This is a genomic window from Streptomyces sp. TRM70350 (genome assembly GCF_019219825.1).
GTDB lineage: Bacteria > Actinomycetota > Actinomycetes > Streptomycetales > Streptomycetaceae > Streptomyces.
The window spans coordinates 173,326-192,777 of sequence record NZ_JAHUXH010000006.1; the positions used below are offsets into that span (position 1 = coordinate 173,326).

Annotated in this window: 15 protein-coding genes and 1 pseudogene; 9 read left to right on the top strand and 7 right to left on the bottom strand. The window is 70.5% G+C overall.

Annotated features, from left to right (window positions below):
• The first annotated feature begins 172 nt into the window (after positions 1-172).
• Positions 173-1,272: pseudogene (locus KWI83_RS12255) on the top strand (NAD(P)-binding domain-containing protein).
• A 108-nt stretch (positions 1,273-1,380) separates the two neighbouring features.
• On the opposite strand, the gene mltG reads toward KWI83_RS12255, so the two are convergent.
• Positions 1,381-2,235 (bottom strand): endolytic transglycosylase MltG, encoded by an 855-nt coding sequence (gene mltG, locus KWI83_RS12260; RefSeq protein WP_218514350.1) that lies wholly within the window; start codon positions 2,233-2,235, stop codon positions 1,381-1,383.
• A 43-nt stretch (positions 2,236-2,278) separates the two neighbouring features.
• The gene (locus KWI83_RS12265) at positions 2,279-4,081 is read right to left on the bottom strand and encodes an ABC transporter ATP-binding protein (protein WP_218514351.1); all 1,803 of its coding nucleotides are present in this window, start codon (positions 4,079-4,081) and stop codon (positions 2,279-2,281) included.
• Positions 4,082-4,175: 94 nt separating this feature from the next.
• On the opposite strand from KWI83_RS12265, the gene KWI83_RS12270 reads away from it, so the two are divergent.
• The gene (locus KWI83_RS12270) at positions 4,176-4,625 is read left to right on the top strand and encodes a MarR family winged helix-turn-helix transcriptional regulator (protein ID WP_218514352.1); all 450 of its coding nucleotides are present in this window, start codon (positions 4,176-4,178) and stop codon (positions 4,623-4,625) included.
• Between the two features lie 80 nt (positions 4,626-4,705).
• On the opposite strand, the gene KWI83_RS12275 is transcribed toward KWI83_RS12270, so the two are convergent.
• Both KWI83_RS12275 and KWI83_RS12280 read right to left on the bottom strand, forming a co-directional pair.
• Entirely contained in the window at positions 4,706-6,070 is a 1,365-nt protein-coding gene (locus KWI83_RS12275; protein ID WP_218514353.1) for a cation:dicarboxylate symporter family transporter, read from the bottom strand.
• A 159-nt stretch (positions 6,071-6,229) separates the two neighbouring features.
• On the bottom strand, positions 6,230-7,894 hold the full coding sequence (locus tag KWI83_RS12280; protein WP_218514354.1) for a peptide-N4-asparagine amidase: 1,665 nt from the start codon (positions 7,892-7,894) through the stop codon (positions 6,230-6,232).
• A 268-nt stretch (positions 7,895-8,162) separates the two neighbouring features.
• Between KWI83_RS12280 and KWI83_RS12285 the strand changes: the two genes are divergently transcribed.
• The 4 genes from KWI83_RS12285 to KWI83_RS12300 all read left to right on the top strand — a co-directional run bounded on the left by KWI83_RS12285 (position 8,163) and on the right by KWI83_RS12300 (position 13,027).
• Positions 8,163-10,064, top strand: coding sequence for an ABC transporter ATP-binding protein (locus tag KWI83_RS12285; protein WP_218514355.1), 1,902 nt, complete (start codon positions 8,163-8,165; stop codon positions 10,062-10,064).
• Entirely contained in the window at positions 10,061-11,842 is a 1,782-nt protein-coding gene (locus KWI83_RS12290) for an ABC transporter ATP-binding protein (protein WP_218514356.1), read from the top strand. The genes KWI83_RS12285 and KWI83_RS12290 overlap by 4 nt, the downstream gene beginning before the upstream one ends.
• Before the next feature lie 405 nt (positions 11,843-12,247).
• Positions 12,248-12,718, top strand: a complete 471-nt coding sequence (locus KWI83_RS12295; protein WP_218514357.1) for a DUF5709 domain-containing protein — start codon at positions 12,248-12,250, stop codon at positions 12,716-12,718.
• A 45-nt stretch (positions 12,719-12,763) separates the two neighbouring features.
• Positions 12,764-13,027 carry a type B 50S ribosomal protein L31 gene (locus tag KWI83_RS12300; RefSeq protein ID WP_218514358.1) on the top strand — a complete coding sequence of 88 codons (264 nt, stop codon included), beginning with the start codon at positions 12,764-12,766 and terminating at the stop codon, positions 13,025-13,027.
• Between the two features lie 32 nt (positions 13,028-13,059).
• Here KWI83_RS12300 and KWI83_RS12305 read toward each other — a convergent pair whose 3' ends face one another.
• Positions 13,060-13,854 (bottom strand): metal-dependent hydrolase, encoded by a 795-nt coding sequence (locus KWI83_RS12305; protein ID WP_218514359.1) that lies wholly within the window; start codon positions 13,852-13,854, stop codon positions 13,060-13,062.
• A 145-nt stretch (positions 13,855-13,999) separates the two neighbouring features.
• Between KWI83_RS12305 and KWI83_RS12310 the strand changes: the two genes are divergently transcribed.
• Both KWI83_RS12310 and KWI83_RS12315 read left to right on the top strand, forming a co-directional pair.
• Positions 14,000-16,513 carry an RNA helicase gene (locus KWI83_RS12310; protein ID WP_218514360.1) on the top strand — a complete coding sequence of 838 codons (2,514 nt, stop codon included), beginning with the start codon at positions 14,000-14,002 and terminating at the stop codon, positions 16,511-16,513.
• Positions 16,514-16,532: 19 nt separating this feature from the next.
• Entirely contained in the window at positions 16,533-17,399 is an 867-nt protein-coding gene (locus tag KWI83_RS12315) for an acyl-CoA thioesterase II (protein ID WP_218514361.1), read from the top strand.
• Positions 17,400-17,429: 30 nt separating this feature from the next.
• Here KWI83_RS12315 and KWI83_RS12320 read toward each other — a convergent pair whose 3' ends face one another.
• Together KWI83_RS12320 and KWI83_RS12325 are read right to left on the bottom strand one after the other, a co-directional pair.
• On the bottom strand, positions 17,430-18,374 hold the full coding sequence (locus KWI83_RS12320; RefSeq protein ID WP_218514362.1) for a DUF6397 family protein: 945 nt from the start codon (positions 18,372-18,374) through the stop codon (positions 17,430-17,432).
• A gap of 132 nt (positions 18,375-18,506) precedes the next feature.
• A complete protein-coding gene (locus KWI83_RS12325; RefSeq protein ID WP_256362138.1) occupies positions 18,507-18,917 on the bottom strand; it encodes a roadblock/LC7 domain-containing protein in 411 nt (136 codons plus the stop codon).
• A 94-nt stretch (positions 18,918-19,011) separates the two neighbouring features.
• Between KWI83_RS12325 and KWI83_RS12330 the strand changes: the two genes are divergently transcribed.
• Complete coding sequence (locus tag KWI83_RS12330; RefSeq protein WP_218514363.1) at positions 19,012-19,440, top strand: PPOX class F420-dependent oxidoreductase; 429 nt, start codon at positions 19,012-19,014, stop codon at positions 19,438-19,440.
• Positions 19,441-19,452: the final 12 nt, after the last annotated feature.

A 19,452-nucleotide genomic window follows, 5' to 3' on the forward strand; every position in this document is an offset into this window, starting at 1 on the left:
ACGAGAGGTCCACTGCGCGAGACGCCCGTCGACCGGGGACACGCGACCTGGCCACGTTCAGCGGCATGTTGCGTTCAGCTCTGCTCACGACGTGTGGTCGAGTGGGCGGTGATGCCCATGGCCGCGTCTCCGCGTAGGGAAGATCCACGGCCTCCGCGCTGTTCGTAGAAGCGTGAACAACACGCGCGAGGTCGAGGTAGTCGTCATAGGCGCTGGTCAGGCCGGTCTGGCCGGCGCCTATCACCTGCGGCGGACCGGGTTCGAGCCGGACCGTGACTTCGTGGTGCTGGACCACTCCCCCGGCCCGGGCGGCGCCTGGCAGTTCCGGTGGCCCTCGCTGACGTACGGCAAGGTGCACGGGATGCATGCCCTGCCGGGGATGGAGCTGACGGGCACGGATCCGGCGCGGCCCTCGTCGGAGGTGATCCGGGAGTACTTCGCCGCGTACGAGCGGGAGTTCGACCTGCGGGTGCGGCGGCCGGTCGACGTACGGGCCGTCCGGGACGGCTCGGGCGGGCGGCTGCTGGTCGAGACCTCCGCCGGGGACTGGACCGCGCGAGCACTGATCAACGCGACCGGGACCTGGGACCGGCCGTTCTGGCCCCGCTATCCGGGCCAGGAGACCTTCCACGGGCGGCAGTTGCACACCGCGCAGTACCCGGGGCCCGGGGAGTTCGCCGGACAGCGGGTGGTCGTGGTGGGCGGTGGCGCGTCCGGTACCCAGCATCTGCTGGAGATCGCGCCCTACGCGGCCGCCACCACCTGGGTGACCCGCCGGCCGCCGGTCTTCCGCGAGGGGCCCTTCGACGAGAACGCCGGGCGCGCGGCGGTCGCGCTGGTGGAGGAGCGGGTACGGCAGGGGCTGCCGCCGAAGAGTGTGGTGTCGGTGACGGGGCTGCCGCTGAACGACGCCATTCGGCAGGGGCTGGCGGACGGGGTGCTGGACCGGCAGCCCATGTTCGACCGGATCACTCCGGACGGCGTGGAGTGGAACGACGGACGGCATGTCGAAGCCGACGTCATCCTCTGGGCGACCGGCTTCCGGCCCGCCATCGAGCACCTCGCCCCACTGCGGCTGCGTGAGCCGGGCGGCGGCATCAGGGTGGACGGGACGCGTGCGGTCGCCGATTCGCGCGTCCATCTCGTCGGCTACGGCCCGTCGGCTACGGCCCGTCGGCCAGCACCATCGGCGCCAACCGCGCCGGACGCGCGGCGGTACGGGACATCAGGCGGCTGCTGGCCGATGCGGAGGGGGAAGCGGTCGCCGCGTGATCGGGCGCTGATACGTGACACCGCGCGCCGGTCGCCGCGCATCCGCCGCCGGTACGGGGCACCTGACCGGCCGGAACGGACACAGACCGGTCGTGATGTCCCGTCGTCTCACCGTGGCGCGGCGGTCTGACTCCTGTTCCGGGCGTTGAACTCGGCGACGTTGCGCTGATGCTGGGCGTAGTCGGCCGTGAAGCGGGTGTCGCCCGGCTTGACCGTCACGAAGTACAGCCAGTCGCCCGGAGTTGGATTGATCGCTGCCCGCACCGCCTCCTCACCGGGGTTGTCGATGGGCGTGGGCGGCAGGCCCATGCGCTGGTACGAGTTGTAGGGGCTGTCGATCCGCGTGTCGCTCAGCGACGTGTTGACCGTGGTGCGGTTCAGGGCGTAGTTGAGGGTGGAGTCCATCTGGAGTGGCATACCGCGCTCCAGCCGGTTGAAGATGACCCGGGCCACCTTCCCCATGTCCGCCTTGGTGGCGGCCTCTGCCTGGACGATGCTGGCGATGGTGACCGCCTGATAGACATTCATGGCGTTGCGCTGCGCGCCGGCGGCGATCGGCGCCCCGTTGAACTTCTTGTTGGCGGTGTCGACCATCGTCGACAGCACCTGCTCCGGCGTCGCCTTCTCCGGCAGCGGATACGTCGCCGGGAAGAGGTAGCCCTCCGGGTTGCCCTCGGCGTCGTTCGGCAGTTTGAGTTTGGCTCTGGGGATGGCTTTCTTCGTGGTGCCGGGCGGCAGGGCGAGCGCCTTGTCGACGGCCTCGTAGACCTGGCCGGCGCGCCAGCCCTCCGGGATCACCAGAGTGGCGGGCTTGGCCGGTTTCTCCTCGCCTCCGAGGGTCAGCAGCGGCACCGCCACGGCGGTACCGGCCACGACGGCTCCGGTCGCGATGAGAGCGGCACGGCCCCGGCGCGTCAGTCGAATCGTGCGAGTCGTGCTCCGTGGCGGCATGTTCATCTGCATGCGGGCACGGTAACCCGCATATCACCACAAACCCGGCATATCTTCATCTTGTCGGCTCAAGTTGAGCGTCCCGGCGGACCAGCGCCGCATACCTCCCGTCCTGCTCCAACAGCTCCTCGTGCGTGCCCCGTTCGACCGCACGTCCGGCGTCCAGGACCACGATCTGGTCGGCACCCCGAATGGTGGACAGCCGGTGGGCGATGGTGAGCGTCGTCCGGTTGGCCGACAGAGCGTCGATGGCCTCCTGGACGGCGTGCTCGGTGCGGGTGTCCAGGGCGCTGGTCGCCTCGTCGAGGATCAGCACGGGCGGGTCGCGCAGGATGGTGCGGGCGATGGCCAGGCGCTGTTTCTCGCCGCCGGAGAAGCGGTGGCCGCGCTCGCCGACGACCGTGTCGTACCCGTCGGGCAGGGCCGCGATGTGGTCGTGGATCTGGGCCGCCCGGGCCGCCGCGTGCAGCTCCTCGTCGGTGGCGTCGGGCTTGGCGAAGCGGAGGTTGTCGGCGACCGAGGCGTGGAAGAGGTACGTCTCCTGCGAGACGACGCCGACCGCACGCGCGAGGGTGTCGAAGTCGAGGTCGCGGACGTCGATCCCGTCGAGGGTGACACGACCGCCCGTCACGTCGTACAGCCGTGGCACGAGATAGCCCAGCGTGGACTTTCCGGCGCCGGTCGGGCCGACGATCGCGAGGCTGCTGCCCGCCGGGACGGTGAGGTCGATGCCGTCGAGGATCGGGCCGCCCTCACCGTCGTAACGGAACTCGACGCCCTCGAAGCGGACCTCGCCCTTGACGCGGTCGAGGTGGATCGGCCGCTCGCGTTCGGTGATGTCGACGGGCAGGTCGAGGTACTCGAAGATGCGCTGGAAGAGGGCCAGTGACGTCTGGATCTGGACGCCCGTGCTCAACAGGCTGACGGTCGGCCGGAACAGGCCCTGCTGAAGGGAGACGAAGGCGACGATCGTGCCGATGGAGACGCCGGGGCCGCCGAGGTGGAGGGCGAGGCCGGCGGTCCAGTAGATGACAGCCGGCATGGCGGCCATGACGATCGTGATGACGGCCATCCGCCAGCGGCCGGCCATGTTGGAGCGCACTTCCAGGTCGACCAGCCGGTCCGACTCCTGGGCGAAGGACTGCGTCAGGGACTCGGCGCGGCCCATGGTGCGGCCGAGCAGGATGCCGCTGACCGAGAGCGACTCGGTGACCGTCGCCGCCATCGCGGCCATCTGTTTCTGACGCCGGGTGGTGATCTTTCTGCGTTCGTCGCCGACCCGGCGGCTGATCCACACGAACACCGGCAGCAGGAGCAGTGACACGACGGTCAGCCGCCAGTCGAGGGCGAGCATCGCGACGAGCGTGGCGACGACACTGGTGAAGTTGGAGACCAGGGAGGTGGCGGTGGATGTCACGGTCGCCTGCATGCCGCCGATGTCGTCGGCGATGCGGGACTGGACCTCGCCGGTGCGGGTGCGGGTGAAGAAGGCGAGCGACATGCGCTGCAGACGGCCGTAGACCGCGGTGCGCAGGTCATGCATGACGCGTTGGCCGACGGTGGTGGAGATGAGCGTCTGCAGCACGCCGAAGACGCTGGTCAGGACGGCGCTGAGGATCATGCCGAGGGCCAGCAGCGTGAGCAGACCGGTGCGGCCCTGGGGGATGGCCGTGTCGAGGATCGCCTTCAACAGGAACGGCGTGGCGACCGAGACGACCGACGAGGCCGCGACGAGCAGGCCCACCACGGCGAGGCGGCCCCGGTAGGGACGGAAGAGTTTCAGGATGCGGCGCACCTGCCGCGGCTGCCCTTTGCTGTCGGCGGGCGGCGTCCAGGCAGGTTCGTGGTCGGGCTTCATGGGCTCCTACGGAAGTGAGTCGACGCTGACTGAAGGGAGCATAGCTCATTGTTACCTATACTCACAATGAATGGCGTCCTGATATTGTTCCCGTATGACCACCCCCGATTCCGACGGACTGCTCGCCGAGCAGTTGCTGCGGCTCACCCGCCGGGTCCACCGGATCCAGAAGCGCCACCTCCAGCAGCGCGTCCTCGGTATCACCCCGGCCCAGTCCCGGCTGCTGCGCACCCTCGCCGAGTACGAGACACCGCCCCGCATGGCCGACCTCGCCAAGCGGCTGGAGGTCGTGCCGCGGGCCGTGACGACGCTGGTGGACGGGCTGGAGGCGCACGGCAAGGTGCGCAGGGTGCCCGACCCGACCAACCGCCGTGTGATCCGGATCGAGCTCACGGACGACGGGTACGAGACGCTGCGGGAGCTGCACGGCGCGCGCAGGTCTGCGGCGGAGGAGATTCTGGCGCCGTTGACGGACGTGGAGCGGCGGGTGCTGAGGACGTTGCTGGACACCTTGGTGGACGGTGGCGGTGAGGGGCAGTGCTGAATCCTTTTGCCTGCGCAAAGGACCGCGCGCTGCCGTGCCCCTTGCGGGAGTGGCAGCGCGCGGTCCCCATCGGCCGTTGATCAACCGACCTCGGCGGCGGGCTTCTTGCCGACCTGAACGGCTGTGACCTCGTCGTCGGCCTCCGGCACGAACGCGATCTCCCCGTCCAGCACCTCCTTCGCCCGCACCGCATCCAGCGCCCCCTCCCAGCGGGACACCGCGAAGACGGCGACGCAGTTGCCGAGGAGGTTCGTGGCGACGCGCATCGAGTCCATGATGCGGTCCACGCCGAGCAGCAGGGCGACCGCTCCGGCGGGGATGACGCCGAGGGACGCGGCCGTCGCGGACAGGGCGAGGAAGGCCGAACCGGGAACGCCGGCCATGCCCTTGCTGGTCAGCATCAGCACCAGGACCACGGTGATCTGCTGACCGACGCTCAGGTCCACGCCGACCGCCTGGGCGATGAACACCGTGCCGATGGACAGGTAGATCGACGCGCCGTCGAGGTTGAAGGAGTACCCGGTGGGCAGCACCAGTCCCACGGCGTCGTCCCGGCAGCCCGCCTGGCGCAGCTTCTGCATCATGCGCGGCATGACGCTCTCGCTGGACGCGGTGCCGAGGGCGAGCAGCATCTCCTCGCGCGTGTAGCGGACGAACTTCCACAGGCTCAGCCCGGTGAGCGACTTCAGCGCGACGGCCAGCAGCACGAGGAACAGGGCGGCCACGGCGTAGCAGAGAATGATCAGTTTGGCGTACGTCCTGATCACACCGAGGCCGTAGTTGCCCACCAGGTGGACCATCGCGCCGAACACCGCGAGCGGCGCGAGGCGCATCACAAAGCCGACGACGGCGAAGACGACCTCCTGCGCCTGCTCGATCGCGGGCAGGATCGCGGGCACCCTGGTGTGGCCGAGGTGCAGCAGCGCGGCGCCCACCAGACAGGCCAGGACGAGCACTTGGAGCAGGGAGTTCTCGGCGAAGGCGCCGACAAAACTCTGCGGCAGGGCGCCCAGCACGAACTCCGTCGTCGAGGGCAGCGCACCCCCCTCCGTCTTCTGGTCCACGGCCGAGGTGTCCAGTTGGGACGGATCGACATTCATGCCGGAGCCCGGCCCGACGACGTTGGCCGCGACGAGGCCGAGCAACAGCGCGGCGGTGGAGGCGACCTCGAACCAGATCAGGGCCTTGAGCCCGATCCGCCCGAAGGCCTTCAGATCACCGGCCTTGGCGATGCCGACGACGACCACACAGAACACGAGCGGTGCGATGACCGCCTTGATCAGGCGCACGAAACCGTCGCCGAGCGGCTGGAAAGCCGTGGCCGTGTCCGGCCACAGCTTCCCGACCAGGACGCCGAGCACGAGCGCGCAGGCGACCTGCGCGAAGAGAGAGGTACGCAGTATGCGTGCGACGCGACGCGTCGGGGACGGTACGGACTGCGGCACGGGCACTCCAGGAGGGGATCGATCGACTCGGAGAAGCCGGTGGGGACTTCTGGGATACGGAAAGCGGCTTCCGTCGTCGATCACTCTCAGGGTGCTGTTGATCCCACCTGATACCTCCGGGTGACAGTCGTGTAAATCACGCGCCGCGCCAGGTGTCACTCAACAGCGGTGCCGGTCCTCGGTGAGCACCCCCTGAACCGCGGTCAGCGAGTGGTCATGGCAGCCGGTCGATCCGTACAGCCTGTAGCGCTCACTCGTCGTACCCACCGCGTGCCGCTGGTCGCGCGGGACGTTGATGGTGTACGTGGCGTCACCCGTGTAGGTGTCGTCGAGCCGCGACCAGGCGGTGCGGTGCCCGCCGCGCGACTCGACGACGGTGGCCCGGTCGCCGAGAGTCAGCACCGTGCGCAGGCGGTCGGCCGCGCCGAGGGTGGTCGTGCCGTCCATCGTGTACGTCCGGTGGGCGCGCGTGGTCTTGGCCGGTCCGCGTCCCTCGATAGTGATCGTCTCGGTGTCCGTCCAGGCGGCGTCGAGCGAGTCGGTGGTCTCGCCGTCGGTCCAGCGGTGCACGGAGGAGTTGGTCAGAGAACGGCTGATGGTGGTCGTCACCCGTCCGTGTGACGTGTCGACGTATCCGGCGACCGTGAGCCGGTGCGCGCCCTCCGTGTCCACGCGGTGCTGCGACCCGGGCGTGTAGGCCGACGAGTTGGCGAGGTCGCCCGCGCGGTGGACGGTGAGGTCGCCGGTGACCCGTTCGCGTTTGTCGTCCTGCCAGACCAGGACGTTGACGGGGGTGCTCCAGCCGGGGCGTCCTTCGGGCAGGCCCACGACGGAGACCTCGACGTGGTGCGGGCGACCGTCGTTGAGGAGACCGGCGAAGGGGGTCAGGTCGTACTCGATCGGCTTGATGTCGAAGGCGCGGGGGCCCGGAACGACGTACCAGAGGAAGGGGTTGGACCAGCCGCCCGTCCACACCGTCGGGAACGGCGCGGCGATGCCCGCGAGTTGGCCGTCGACCTTGATCTGCACCTCCCGGTAGGGGCCGTTGTCGGCCTGGCAGGAGTACGGGGCGGAGCCGGGCACCGTCAGATACCAGTACTCCTCGCAGCCGCCGCCCGAGCCGGTGGCGTACACCTCGGCGACGATGCGTTCGCTGTTGCGCGGGGTGGTGAGGGTGGTTCCGTCGGTGAGGGTGAGGATGCGGTCGGGGGTGTCGGCGGGGGGCGGGGTGGGTTTTTCGGCCGTGTGCGTCCGGGTTGTGTAGAAGGTGAGAGTGACCTTGACGTCGATGATGCCGGTGTAGGTGTCGTCGACGACGTTGCCGATGAGCATCTCGACGGGCTGCGGGGAGCGCAGGGTGGGGCTGTAACGCGTGACGTCCTTCTCGACCGACCACTCGATGCCGTCGGGGGACGGCTGCGGTGTCGATGTACGGAGGATCTCGACGCCGCCGAAGCGCAGGTGGCCCAGACGGTCGTACTGCCGTCCCTTGACCTTGCCGTCGAGCCGCAGCACGACCTTGCTCCAGCGGTCGCCACACTCCTTCGGCGGGGCGTACGTGCCTTGATACGGCGTGAAGTCACGGAACTGCGCCTCGGCCACCGTGACCTCGCACGATCTGGTGTCCGGCCTGGTGACGGGTGGGGCGGCGGTGACCGGGTCGTGCCAGTCGGTGCCGAACTCGGCGGGGACGTGGGCGGCTTGTGCGGGGAGACCGGCGGTTTGCGCGGGGACGCCAGCGGCTTGTGCGGGGCTCGCGCCGAGGAGGGTGCTCGCCAGGAGGGTCGCTCCGGTGAGCATGGACATGATGATCCGACGTGTCATGACCGGTGTTCTACGGCGAGTTGGGCGGGCCCGCAATGAGGCCTCTGAGACAGGAGCCGCGCGAGGTGGGCCGGGCGGTAGCCGGTTCTGTGCGGCGGGACGGAAAACCGGTTGCCTCGGACCACGCTGTGGCGCGAGCCTTTCACGGCTTGTTGCCGACAGGCGGGTCCGCCGCGTGTCGACCGGGCACTGTCTCCGTCCCCCGCCCACCCCTTCCGCCGACTCTTCCGCCCACCGTTCCATCCCTGACTCGAGCCCCTGGGACGTCATGCAGATTCAAGACCTTCCGTATCCCGACCCCGGTGTGCCGGACGCGCGTTCGGGGCCGCGATTCCTGTGGTGGCTCGGCCGGAACCAGTTGCGCGGTCAGCTCGTCTCGCTGGCCTGGGGGCTGGTGCACTTCGTGTCGGTCTCCGCGCTGCCGTTCTGCGTCGGCCTCGCCGTCCAGGCCGTGGTCGACCGCTCCGGGGCACGTCTCGCCCTCGCGGGCGGGCTGATGGCACTGGCGTGCGCCGGCAACGCCGTCGGCGACACCTTCCTGCACCGGGCCGCCGTCACCAACTGGATCACCGCCGCCGCCCGGGTCCAGCAGCTCCTGGCCCGCAAGGCCGCGCAACTGGGCTCCGCGCTGACCCGTCGGGTCGCGGCGGGCGAGGTCGTGGCCGTCTCCACGGGGGACGTCGAGAAGATCGGCTGGTTCGTGGAGGCCGTGTCCCGCTTCACCGCGGCGGCCGTCACGATCGTGCTGGTCTGCATCGGCCTCGTCGTCTACCAGCCCGCCCTCGGCGTCGTCGTCGCCGTGGGCCTGCCCGTGCTGGCGGTGGCGGTGCTGCCGCTGCTCCCCCGCGCAACCCGCCGGGCCGACTTCCAGCGCGAGAAGGCGGGATACGCCACCGAGCTCGCCTCGGACACGGTCGCCGGGCTGCGCGTCCTGCGCGGCATCGGCGGCGAGGAACTGTTCCTCGACCGCTACCGCCGCGCCTCCCAGGAGGTCCGTCACGCGGCCGTGCGCAGTGCCCGCATGTGGTCGCTGATCTCAGCGATCCAGGTGCTGCTGCCCGGCCTGCTGCTGATCGCGGTCGTCTGGTACGGCGTGCAGTTGGCCCGGCAGGGCCGGATCACCGTCGGCGAACTCGTCACCGTCTACAGCTCGGTCATGATCCTCACCTATCCGCTGCGGCATTTCGAAGAGATCGCGATGGCGTACTCCTTCTCCCGGCCCTCGGCCAAACGGGCGGCGCGGGTGCTGTCTCTGGAGCGGGTCATGGACGCCGAGGGGGCGCGGGGAGGCTCGCGCGCGGGCGGCGCGGGGGCGGGCTCCCACGGGGGCACGGGTGAGGGCCCGCGCGCGGACTCGCGTGAGGGCGCGGGCGAGCTGCCCTCCGGGGATCTGTACGACCCGGCCACGGGCCTGCTCGCGCCGTCCGGGCGGCTCACCGCCGTGGTGTGCGGCGATCCCGATGCGGCGGGGCGCCTGGCCGAGCGTCTCGGCGGGCATCCGTCGGAAGCGGGTGCGTCGGTGTTGCTCGGCGGCGTTCCGCTCGACGAACTGCCGCTCGACCGCGCGCGGGCGGCCGTCCTGGTCCAGGACAAGGACCCCGTGCTGCTGTCGGGCTCCCTGCGCGAACTGCTCGATGTCCCCGCGTCCGGAAAGGTCCGCGCGGAGGCTGCGCTGGCGGCCGCGCAGTGCGAGGACGTGCTGGCGGCGCTCGTGCAGGGCTCGCTCGACGTCGACGACCCGATGGACGCCCTGATCACCGAACGCGGGCGCTCCCTCTCGGGTGGCCAGCGCCAGCGGCTCGCCCTCGCCCGGTCGCTGATCACCGACCCGGAGGTGCTCGTCCTGGACGAACCGACCTCCGCCGTCGACTCCCACACCGAGGCGCGGATCGCGCAAGGCGTGCGCGAGCTGCGGGCCGGGCGCACGACGGTTGTGTTCACCTCCTCGCCGCTGCTGCTGGACCGCGCGGACCGGGTGGTGCTGGTGCACGAGGGTGAGGTTGCGGCGGTCGGCGTGCACCGGGAGCTGCTGCACATGGAGCCCCGGTACCGGGCCGTGGTGACGCGTGAGACCGAGGAGGAGGCCGCGCTGAGCGGCGCACTCGACGACTTCGACGTCGACGAACTGAACGAGCTGGACGAACTGGACGAGATCGAGGAGACCGCATGATCGGCGTGGCGCCACCGGCGTACGACCCGGCGGCCCCGACGACGGCGCACACCCTGCCCGTCGGCGCGCCCGCGACCGTACGCGCCTACGTGACCGAGCTGTTCCGCCGGCACCGCCGGGCCTTCCTGCTCCTCATCGCCGTCAACACGGTCGCCGTGGTCTCCTCCATGGCGGGCCCCTATCTGCTGGGCGGTCTCGTCGAGCGGGTGTCGGACGGTGCGCACGAGCTGCATCTGGGCCTCACGGTCGCGTTCTTCCTGCTCGCGCTGGTCGTGCAGGCCGTCTTCGTGCGCGAGGTGCGGCTGCGCGGCGCGATGCTGGGCGAGCGGATGCTGGCCGATCTGCGCGAGGACTTCCTCGTGCGGTCGGTCGGGCTGCCGCCCGGTGTCCTGGAGCGGGCCGGGACGGGCGATCTGCTGTCCCGGATCACCACCGACATCGACCGGCTCGCCAACGCCATGCGCGAGGCGGTGCCCCAGCTGGCGATCGGTGTCGTGTGGGTGGCTCTGCTGCTGGGCGGCCTGGTCGTCACGGCACCGCCGCTGGCGGCCGCCGTGTTGCTCGCTCTGCCGCTGCTGGTGGTCGGCTGCCGCTGGTACTTCCGGCGGGCGCCGGCCGCCTACCGCTCGGAGGGCGCCGGGTACGCCGCCGTGGCCGCCGCGCTCGCCGAGACCGTGGACGCCGGGCGCACCGTCGAGGCGCACCGGCTCGGTGCCCGCCGGGTGGAGCTGTCGGAGCGGCGGATCAAGGAGTGGACGGCCTGGGAGCGTTACACGCTTTGGCTGCGGTCGGTACTGTTCCCGGTCGTCAACGTCACGCACGTGACCGTGCTCGCCTCCGTCCTGATGGTCGGTGGGGTGTTCGTGCTCCAGGGCTGGCTCGGGGTCGGGCAGCTGACCACGGGCGCGCTGATCGCGCAGATGCTCGTCGATCCGGTCGGTCTGATCCTGCGCTGGTACGACGAGCTGCAGGTGGCCCACGTGTCGCTGGCCCGGCTCGTCGGTGTGCGCGACATCGAGCCGGACGCCGGGGACCCGGCGGTGGCACCCGACGGGCGGGACGTGCACGCCGACCGGGTGCACTTCGGCTACGTCGAGGGCGTCGACGTGCTGCGCCGGGTGTCGCTGGAGGTCGCGCCCGGCACCCGGCTGGCGCTGGTGGGTCCCTCCGGCGCGGGCAAGTCGACCCTGGGCCGGCTGCTCGCCGGGATCTACGCACCGCGCGAGGGCCGGATCACCCTCGGCGGCGCGGAACTGTCCCGTATGCCCGCGGAACGCGTCCGCTCCCAAGTGGCCCTCGTCAACCAGGAGCACCACGTCTTCGTCGGCTCCCTGCGCGACAACCTGCTGCTCGCGCGGCCCGACGCCGTCGACGCCGAGCTGTGGGCGGCGCTCGGCGCGGTCGACGCGGACGGGTGGGCACGTGCGCTGGACGAGGGGCTGGACACCGAGGTCGGCTCGGGCGGGCTGGCGCTCACCCCGGCACAGGCGCAGCAGATCGCGCTGGCCCGGCTGGTGCTGGCCGACCCGCACACCCTGGTCCTGGACGAGGCGACGTCCCTCCTCGACCCGCGCGCGGCACGCCACCTGGAGCGCTCCCTGGCCCGTGTCCTCGACGGCCGCACCGTCGTCGCGATCGCCCACCGCCTCCACACCGCCCATGACGCGGACGTCATCGCCGTCGTCGAGAACGGCCGCATCAGTGAGCTGGGCAGCCATGGGGAGCTGGTAGCGGCGGACGGGGCGTACGCGGCGTTGTGGAGGTCGTGGCACGGGTGAGGGGTGGCGGGGAGCGGCGTGCGGGCCCTCGGCGGTCAGCCTGGGGCTGTCCCTACCAGCGCCGCTCGCCGCCACAGCCCGAGTACGATCGCCGCGCACCGCGACAACCCGAGTGCCTTGCCCACTGCGGACGCCCCCCGCCACCGCCACGCACCACGCCAACCTGAGCACCCTCCTCGCAGCGGCCCCCAAGGCCGGTCCCACCGCTCCGGCGGCCCGCCCCATGTGGGCGCCCGTGCCGTTGCGCAGGGGCGAACAGGGGTGGAAGGCTGGAAAGCGGCGCAGGCTCGGGGAGCGTCCGCGAAGTGCGCGGGACCGCGTTGGGCGCAGTCTGTGTCCTCGGCACGGGCGGCGCGCCGCCGACCCTGGCGGGAACGGCCCCGTCCTCACCACCTGGAGGTACCCGTGAACAGCGCCGACGGATGGGGAGACGACGTCTACCAGCCCGACGGATCCGAGCAGCGGGAGGACACGGGGCTGCTCGACGGGGAGGACACCCTTGAGAACGACGGTGTCAGCGACCCCCTGGACCGGGGTTGGTCCCCTCCGGAGCGGCCGTGGGCGGTGGAGCACACCGGTGTGACGGCGGCCGAGCGGGTACAGGGCGAGACCCTCGACCAGCGGCTGGCCGAGGAACTGCCCGAGCTGTCCGTACCCGACGGAGACGGCATCGGCGACAGCGACGGCACCGACGGGGAACTCCTGGACAACGAGGTCGGCGCCACCCGCTCCGGGCGACTCGTCGCCCCCGACGAGGGCGCACACGAGGACGACGAGGCCGCGCTGATCGCGACCGACGTCGGCATCGACGGCGCAGCCGCCTCCGCGGAGGAAGCCGCCATCCACATCGTCGACGAGGACGCCATCTCCGGCTGACGCCGCCCCCGCCCGTTCGACGCCCCCGCCGCACCAGGAGCAGCCATGCAGCAGAACAAGCACCCCGACTACCACCCGGTCGTCTTCCGGGACCGCGCCGCCGGGTACGCCTTCCTGACCCGGTCCACCGCGTCCAGCGACCAGACCATCGAGTGGGACGACGGCGAGACCTACCCCGTCGTGGACGTCGAGATCTCCTCCGAGAGCCACCCCTTCTACACCGGCAAGGCCCGCACGGTGGACACCGAGGGCCGCGTCGCCCGCTTCGAACGCCGATACGGGGAAGGCACGCGTCCAGGCTCCGACTGAGGCCGTGCGCGCCGTGGCCGCCGGGCGGGGCCTCAGATCACGTTGAGTGCCGCCGCGCCGCCCACTCCCCCGAGCACCATGAACGCCGGCATCAGCACCTTGAGCTCCACCCAGCTGCCCGCCCGGAACCGCATGACCTTCGGCGGCCCGATCGGGTACCAGCGCTTGCGGCCGACCGGAATCGGCCACAGTATCGGGCAGCCCGACACGGTGAGAGCGTCCCCGATGTCGTGCACCAGAGCGCCGAGCACGATCGGCAGCCCCAGCCACAGGTACTCCTGGCCCGGTGCCGTGAACAGCCAGTCCGCCCCATTGCCCGGCTGGTCCAGCACACCGGCGAGGATCCAGGCGCTCGTCGCGGCCAGCAGCCAGACCAGGACGTCGGCGCTGGCGCCGCGGGTGGCCCGCCACAGCAGGCCCTCGATGGCCAGCACCAGGTGGACGAAGAGGATCGCCAGTACCGCCCATCGCCCGCCGGTGATCGCCAGCACGGAGGTACCCGCGCCGATCAGGACCGCCCACAGCCAGGTGTGCGTGAGCGTGCGGTGCCCGCCGGAGCGACGTGGGTCGCCCTGCTTCTTCGTGGCCTTGTAGACGGCGTACGAGAGCTTGTCGACGATCTCGCAGAGCCAGCGTGACAGCGGTCCGAAGGAGCGCGAGATGGTGGCGGCCTTGTGGTCGAGGTCGGGGGCGAGCGCGGCGCCGGCGCAGATCAGCGCGCCGGACAGCAGGACCGGCCAGGGCATCCCATGCCCTGCCGCGGTGGCGGCGGCTCCGACGCCGAGCCAGGCCGCGGCGCCCGAGAGAGAGTGTGCTGGTCCCATCATTGCCGCTGCCCGCCCCATTCCTCGTGCGCCGCTGTCCAGTTGACTTGGTGCGCTGACGTCGTTTCGGCGACACAGCGTAGCGTTCGCGATCTTCGGGCGGACATCCGATTCCCGCATCGGCCAGGAGGCCAGGCAAGATGGGGGCGTGACCCTCATCGATCAGCTGCCGCAGACCGCCGACCCCGACGCCCTCTACGAAGCCTTCGAGTCGTGGGCGCAGGAGCGCGGTCTCACGCTCTACCCCCACCAGGAGGAGGCGCTGATCGAGGTGGTCTCCGGCGCGAACGTGATCGTGTCGACACCCACGGGCTCCGGCAAGAGCATGATCGCCGCGGGTGCCCACTTCGCCGCCCTGGCCCGGGACGAGGTCACCTTCTACACGGCCCCGATCAAGGCACTGGTGTCGGAGAAGTTCTTCGAGCTGTGCAAACTGTTCGGCACCGAGAACGTCGGCATGCTCACCGGGGATGCCTCCGTCAACGCCGACGCCCCGGTCATCTGCTGCACCGCGGAGGTGCTGGCCTCGATCGCGCTGCGCGACGGCAAGCACGCGGACATCGGCCAGGTCGTCATGGACGAGTTCCACTTCTACGCGGAGCCGGATCGCGGCTGGGCCTGGCAGATCCCGCTGCTCGAACTTCCGCAGGCGCAGTTCGTCCTCATGTCGGCCACCCTCGGCGACGTCTCCATGTTCGAGAAGGACCTCACCCGGCGTACCGGCCGCCCGACCTCGGTGGTCCGCTCGGCGACGCGTCCGGTACCGCTCTCCTACGAGTACCGGCGCACCCCGCTCACGGAGACGCTGACGGAGCTGCTGGAGACCAAGCAGGCACCGGTCTACATCGTGCACTTCACGCAGGCGCAGGCGGTGGAGCGGGCACAGGCGCTGATGAGCATCAACATGTGCTCGCGCGAGGAGAAGGACCAGATCGCCGAGCTGATCGGCAACTTCCGCTTCACCACCAAGTTCGGCCGCAACCTCTCCCGTTACGTCCGGCACGGCATCGGAGTGCACCACGCCGGCATGCTGCCCAAGTACCGCCGCTTGGTGGAGAAACTCGCCCAGGCCGGTCTGCTGAAGGTCATCTGCGGCACGGACACGCTGGGCGTCGGCGTCAACGTGCCCATCCGCACCGTGCTGTTCACCGCCCTGACCAAGTACGACGGCAGCCGGGTGCGCACCCTGCGGGCACGTGAGTTCCATCAGATCGCCGGGCGGGCCGGGCGGGCGGGCTTCGACACGGCGGGCTTCGTCGTGGCCCAGGCTCCCGAGCACGTCATCGAGAACGAGAAGGCGCTCGCCAAGGCGGGCGACGACCCGAAGAAGCGCCGCAAGGTCGTCCGCAAGAAGGCGCCGGAGGGCTTCGTCGCCTGGAGCGAGGACACCTTCGAGAAGCTCATCGCCTCCGAGCCGGAGCCGCTGACGTCCCGCTTCCGGGTCACGCACACGATGCTGCTGTCCGTGATCGCCCGGCCCGGCAACGCCTTCGAGGCCATGCGGCACCTCCTGGAGGACAACCACGAGCCGCGCAAGCAGCAGCTGCGGCACATCCGGCGCGCGATCGCCATCTACCGCTCGCTGCTGGACGGCGGCATCGTCGAGAAGCTGGACAAGCCGGACGCCGAGGGCCGTATCGTCCGTCTCACCGTGGACCTCCAGCAGGACTTCGCGCTCAACCAGCCGCTGTCGACCTTCGCGCTGGCCGCCTTCGAGCTGCTGGACCCCGAATCGCCGTCGTACGCGCTGGACATGGTGTCCGTCGTGGAGTCCACGCTGGACGATCCGCGGCAGATCCTCGTCGCCCAGCAGAACAAGGCGCGCGGCGAGGCCGTGGCCGCGATGAAGGCGGACGGTGTCGAGTACGAGGAGCGCATGGAGCGCCTCCAGGACGTCACCTACCCCAAGCCGCTGGAGGAGCTGCTCTTCCACGCGTACAACACGTACCGCAAGAGCCACCCGTGGGTCGGTGACCATCCGCTGTCGCCGAAGTCCGTCATCCGCGACATGTACGAACGGGCGCTTTCCTTCACGGAGTTGGTCTCCTTCTACGAGCTGGCCCGGACCGAGGGCATCGTGCTGCGCTACCTGGCCAGCGCGTACAAGGCCCTTGAGCACAACATCCCGGACGACCTGAAGTCCGAGGACCTCCAGGATCTGATCGAGTGGCTCGGCGAGATGGTGCGCCAGGTCGACTCCAGCCTGCTGGACGAGTGGGAGCAGCTCGCCAACCCGGAGGAGATGACGGCCGAGGAGGCCCAGGAGAAGGCCGACCAGGTCAAGCCGGTCACCTCGAACGCGCGCGCCTTCCGCGTCCTGGTCCGCAACGCCCTGTTCCGCCGCGTCGAGCTGGCCGCCCTCGACCAGGTGGAGGAGCTGGGCGAGCTGGACGCCGAGTCCGGCTGGGGCGCCGACGCCTGGGGCGAGGCCATGGACAAGTACTGGGACGAGTACGACGACCTGGGCACCGGCCCCGATGCGCGTGGTCCCAAGCTGCTGCTGATCGAGGAGGAGCCGGAGAACGGGCTGTGGCGCGTCCGGCAGATCTTCGACGACCCGGGCGGCGATCACGACTGGGGCATCAGTGCCGAGATCGACCTTGCGGCCTCCGACGCCGAAGGCCGTGCCGTGGTCCGCGTCACCGACGTCGGCCAGCTGTGAGTACAGGAGACAGACAGCCATGACAAACCCGGCCGAGAGGCTCGTCGACCTGCTCGACCTGGAGCAGATCGAGGTCAACATATTTCGCGGCCGCAGTCCCCAGGAATCCCTGCAGCGGGTCTTCGGCGGCCAGGTGGCCGGCCAAGCGCTGGTCGCCGCCGGGCGCACCACGGAGGGCGAGCGCCCGGTGCATTCGCTGCACGCGTACTTCCTGCGCCCCGGACGGCCGGGTGTGCCGATCGTGTACCAGGTCGAACGGGTCCGGGACGGGCGGTCGTTCACGACCCGCCGGGTCACGGCCGTGCAGCAGGGCCGCACGATCTTCAATCTCACCGCCTCCTTTCACAAGCCTGAGGAAGGGAGCTTCGAGCACCAGCTGCCGCCGGCCCGGGAGGTGCCGGATCCGGAGTCGCTGCCGACGGTCGTCGACGAGGTCCGGAAGCATCTGGGTGCGCTGCCCGAGCAGTTGGAGCGGATGGCGCGGCGCCAGCCGTTCGACATCCGGTATGTGGACCGGCTGCGCTGGACGCACGAGGAGGTCAAGGACGCCGAGCCGCGCAGCGCCGTGTGGATGCGCGCGGTCGGACCGCTCGGCGACGACCCGCTGGTGCACACCTGCGCCCTGACATACGCCAGCGACATGACTCTGCTGGACGCCGTGCGCATCCCGGTCGAGCCCCTGTGGGGTCCGCGCGGGTTCGACATGGCGTCGCTGGACCACGCGATGTGGTTCCACCGGCCGTTCCGTGCGGACGAGTGGTTCCTGTACGACCAGGAGTCACCGATCGCGACCGGCGGGCGAGGGCTCGCCCGCGGGCGGATCTACGACCTGGAGGGCCGTCTTCTGGTGTCGGTCGTCCAGGAAGGGCTGTTCAGGGCGCTGTAGGCGAAGGCCCGGGCACGCGAGGACGGGCTTTCACGAGCTTCTGCGGCGCAGCCGGCCCAGCAGGCCGCGGGGGCGCTCAGGCTCGGGTGCGGGTGCGTGGCGGGGGTCGGCCAGGTGCTCTGCCTGGGGGGCAGCTCGATGCTCCGCCGCGTACTTATGGGCGAGTTCAGCCCGGCGTTCCGCGCGAGGTGCCGGACGCGGGGCAGGGCGGTGCGCGCGGGCTTCGTCCAGTGCCCGGGCGAGGTCGGCCCGCAGCCAGCCGATCTCGTCCGGATCGTCGGCCGTCATGATCCTCTCGGCGAGTTGCGCCGCCGGTGAACCGGGCGCGCCATGGGTGGGCGGCCCCGGCCGGAACCGGTTCACATGGGCGCGCTCGTACGGATCCTTGACGATTTCCGCGATCTGGACGGGGTCCAGCAGTGCGGCCAGGGCCCCGGCGCGCTCCCAAGGATCCTCGGCCCGGCGCAGCAGGAATCCCAGATGCCGTCCCCGCCAGTTACGGGCGCGCAGGTCCAGCCCGGCCTCCAGCTGAACCCGCAGCCGCTCTGGCAGCGAACGCCCCTTCACCAGCGGTGCGTTCTGCTCGTCGGCCGAGAACTGGCGGAGTTCCTCCGCCAGATAGAGCCACACCAGCGTCCGATAACGGTTCAGATAGAACGCGACCGGCACCACCAGGCCCACACGAGCGAGGCGAGTGAACCGGTCACCCGTCACGCCCATGAGGCCCGCGGCCTCGCCCGTGCTCACACTCCGCACCCGTTCGAGAAGCGCCTCCGGAAAGCCGTCCTCGGCGCGCAACCGCTCGATCTCGGCGCGGGCGACACGGCGCCCTCCACCACCTTCGTCGGGCACCGTGCGGATACACCCGAGGTTCACCGCGAGGTCGAACTCCCGCCGCTTCAGTCCCAGTTCCCGGGCTGCACGGCTCGGCGTGTACGCAAGGCCGTCGGTTTTCGTGATGGTGTTGCCTGACATGGTGCATCTCCCCCGTGGAGTCGTGGTCGCGTGCTCACTGTCTGTGCGCTCGTGGTCACACCACCGTAGCCGTTTCGGTCGATCACGCGGCAAGCCTGTGGATAACTTCGCGGGGGCTGAAGAACCTGCAGGTCAGAGGTCTGTGGACGAAGACCGTTCAGGCTGCCGGGTGTCCACGCCGAGGTGCTCGCCGACCCGGTTGACGAGCAGTGTCATCTCGTAGGCGATCTGGCCGATGTCGGCCTCGGCAGCGCTGAGTACGCACAGACAACTACCGCTGCCGGCCGCCGTGACGAACAGCACCGCGTCGTCGAACTCCACCATCGTCTGGCGCACCTGCCCGGCGCCGAAGTGGCGTCCCGATCCCTTGGCCAGGCTGTGCAGTCCGGACGCGACGGCGGCGAGGTGCTCGGCGTCCTCGCGCCTGAGCCCCGTGCTCGCCGCTGTCACCAGTCCGTCGTTGGACAGGACGAGTGCGTGCCGCACGTGTTCCACACGCTCGGTCAAGTCGTCCAGTAGCCAGCCCAGTCCCTTGTGCGCCATGATGTCGATCTCCCCGTGTGACGACTCCCCCTGGCCGGAGGATCTCTCCGCCAGCCTTCCCCACGACCGGCCGCCGGGCAAGGAGGATGGGGGCATGGCACAGAAGATGACCGACACGGAATGGCGGGCGTTCGTCTCGCAGGGCACCCGCACCGGAAAGCTGTCGACCGTCAAGGCTGACGGGAGCCCGCATGTGACGCCGATCTGGTTTCTGCTCGACGGGGACGAGGTGGTGTTCAACACCTCCAAGGCCAGCGTGAAGGGGCGCAATCTGGCCCGGGACGGGCGGGTCGCTCTTTGTGTGGACGACGACCGTCCGCCGTTCGACTACGTCGTCCTGCAGGGGCAGGCCCGGCTTTCGGAGGATCTCGACGAACTCCGGCTGTGGGCGGCCCGTATCGGCGCGCGGTACATGGGTGAGGATCGCGCCGAGGAGTTCGGGGCGCGCAACGGCGTGCCGGGCGAACTCCTGGTCCGGGTCATCGTCGACAAGGTGGTGGCGCAGAAGGCCGTCGCCGACTGAAGTCCGCCCGAT

Bases quoted from the DNA above. Each gene is read 5' to 3' on its own strand.
- KWI83_RS12330 (WP_218514363.1), top strand. From the start codon at position 19,012: ATGGCACAGAAGATGACCGACACGGAATGGCGGGCGTTCGTCTCGCAG.
- KWI83_RS12265 (WP_218514351.1), bottom strand. From the start codon at position 4,081: ATGAAGCCCGACCACGAACCTGCCTGGACGCCGCCCGCCGACAGCAAA.
- KWI83_RS12325 (WP_256362138.1), bottom strand. From the start codon at position 18,917: ATGGCGCACAAGGGACTGGGCTGGCTACTGGACGACTTGACCGAGCGT.
- KWI83_RS12285 (WP_218514355.1), top strand. From the start codon at position 8,163: ATGCAGATTCAAGACCTTCCGTATCCCGACCCCGGTGTGCCGGACGCG.
- KWI83_RS12270 (WP_218514352.1), top strand. From the start codon at position 4,176: ATGACCACCCCCGATTCCGACGGACTGCTCGCCGAGCAGTTGCTGCGG.
- KWI83_RS12315 (WP_218514361.1), top strand. From the start codon at position 16,533: ATGACAAACCCGGCCGAGAGGCTCGTCGACCTGCTCGACCTGGAGCAG.
- KWI83_RS12300 (WP_218514358.1), top strand. From the start codon at position 12,764: ATGCAGCAGAACAAGCACCCCGACTACCACCCGGTCGTCTTCCGGGAC.
- KWI83_RS12305 (WP_218514359.1), bottom strand. From the start codon at position 13,854: ATGATGGGACCAGCACACTCTCTCTCGGGCGCCGCGGCCTGGCTCGGC.
- KWI83_RS12290 (WP_218514356.1), top strand. From the start codon at position 10,061: ATGATCGGCGTGGCGCCACCGGCGTACGACCCGGCGGCCCCGACGACG.
- KWI83_RS12280 (WP_218514354.1), bottom strand. From the start codon at position 7,894: ATGACACGTCGGATCATCATGTCCATGCTCACCGGAGCGACCCTCCTG.
- mltG (WP_218514350.1), bottom strand. From the start codon at position 2,235: ATGCAGATGAACATGCCGCCACGGAGCACGACTCGCACGATTCGACTG.
- KWI83_RS12320 (WP_218514362.1), bottom strand. From the start codon at position 18,374: ATGTCAGGCAACACCATCACGAAAACCGACGGCCTTGCGTACACGCCG.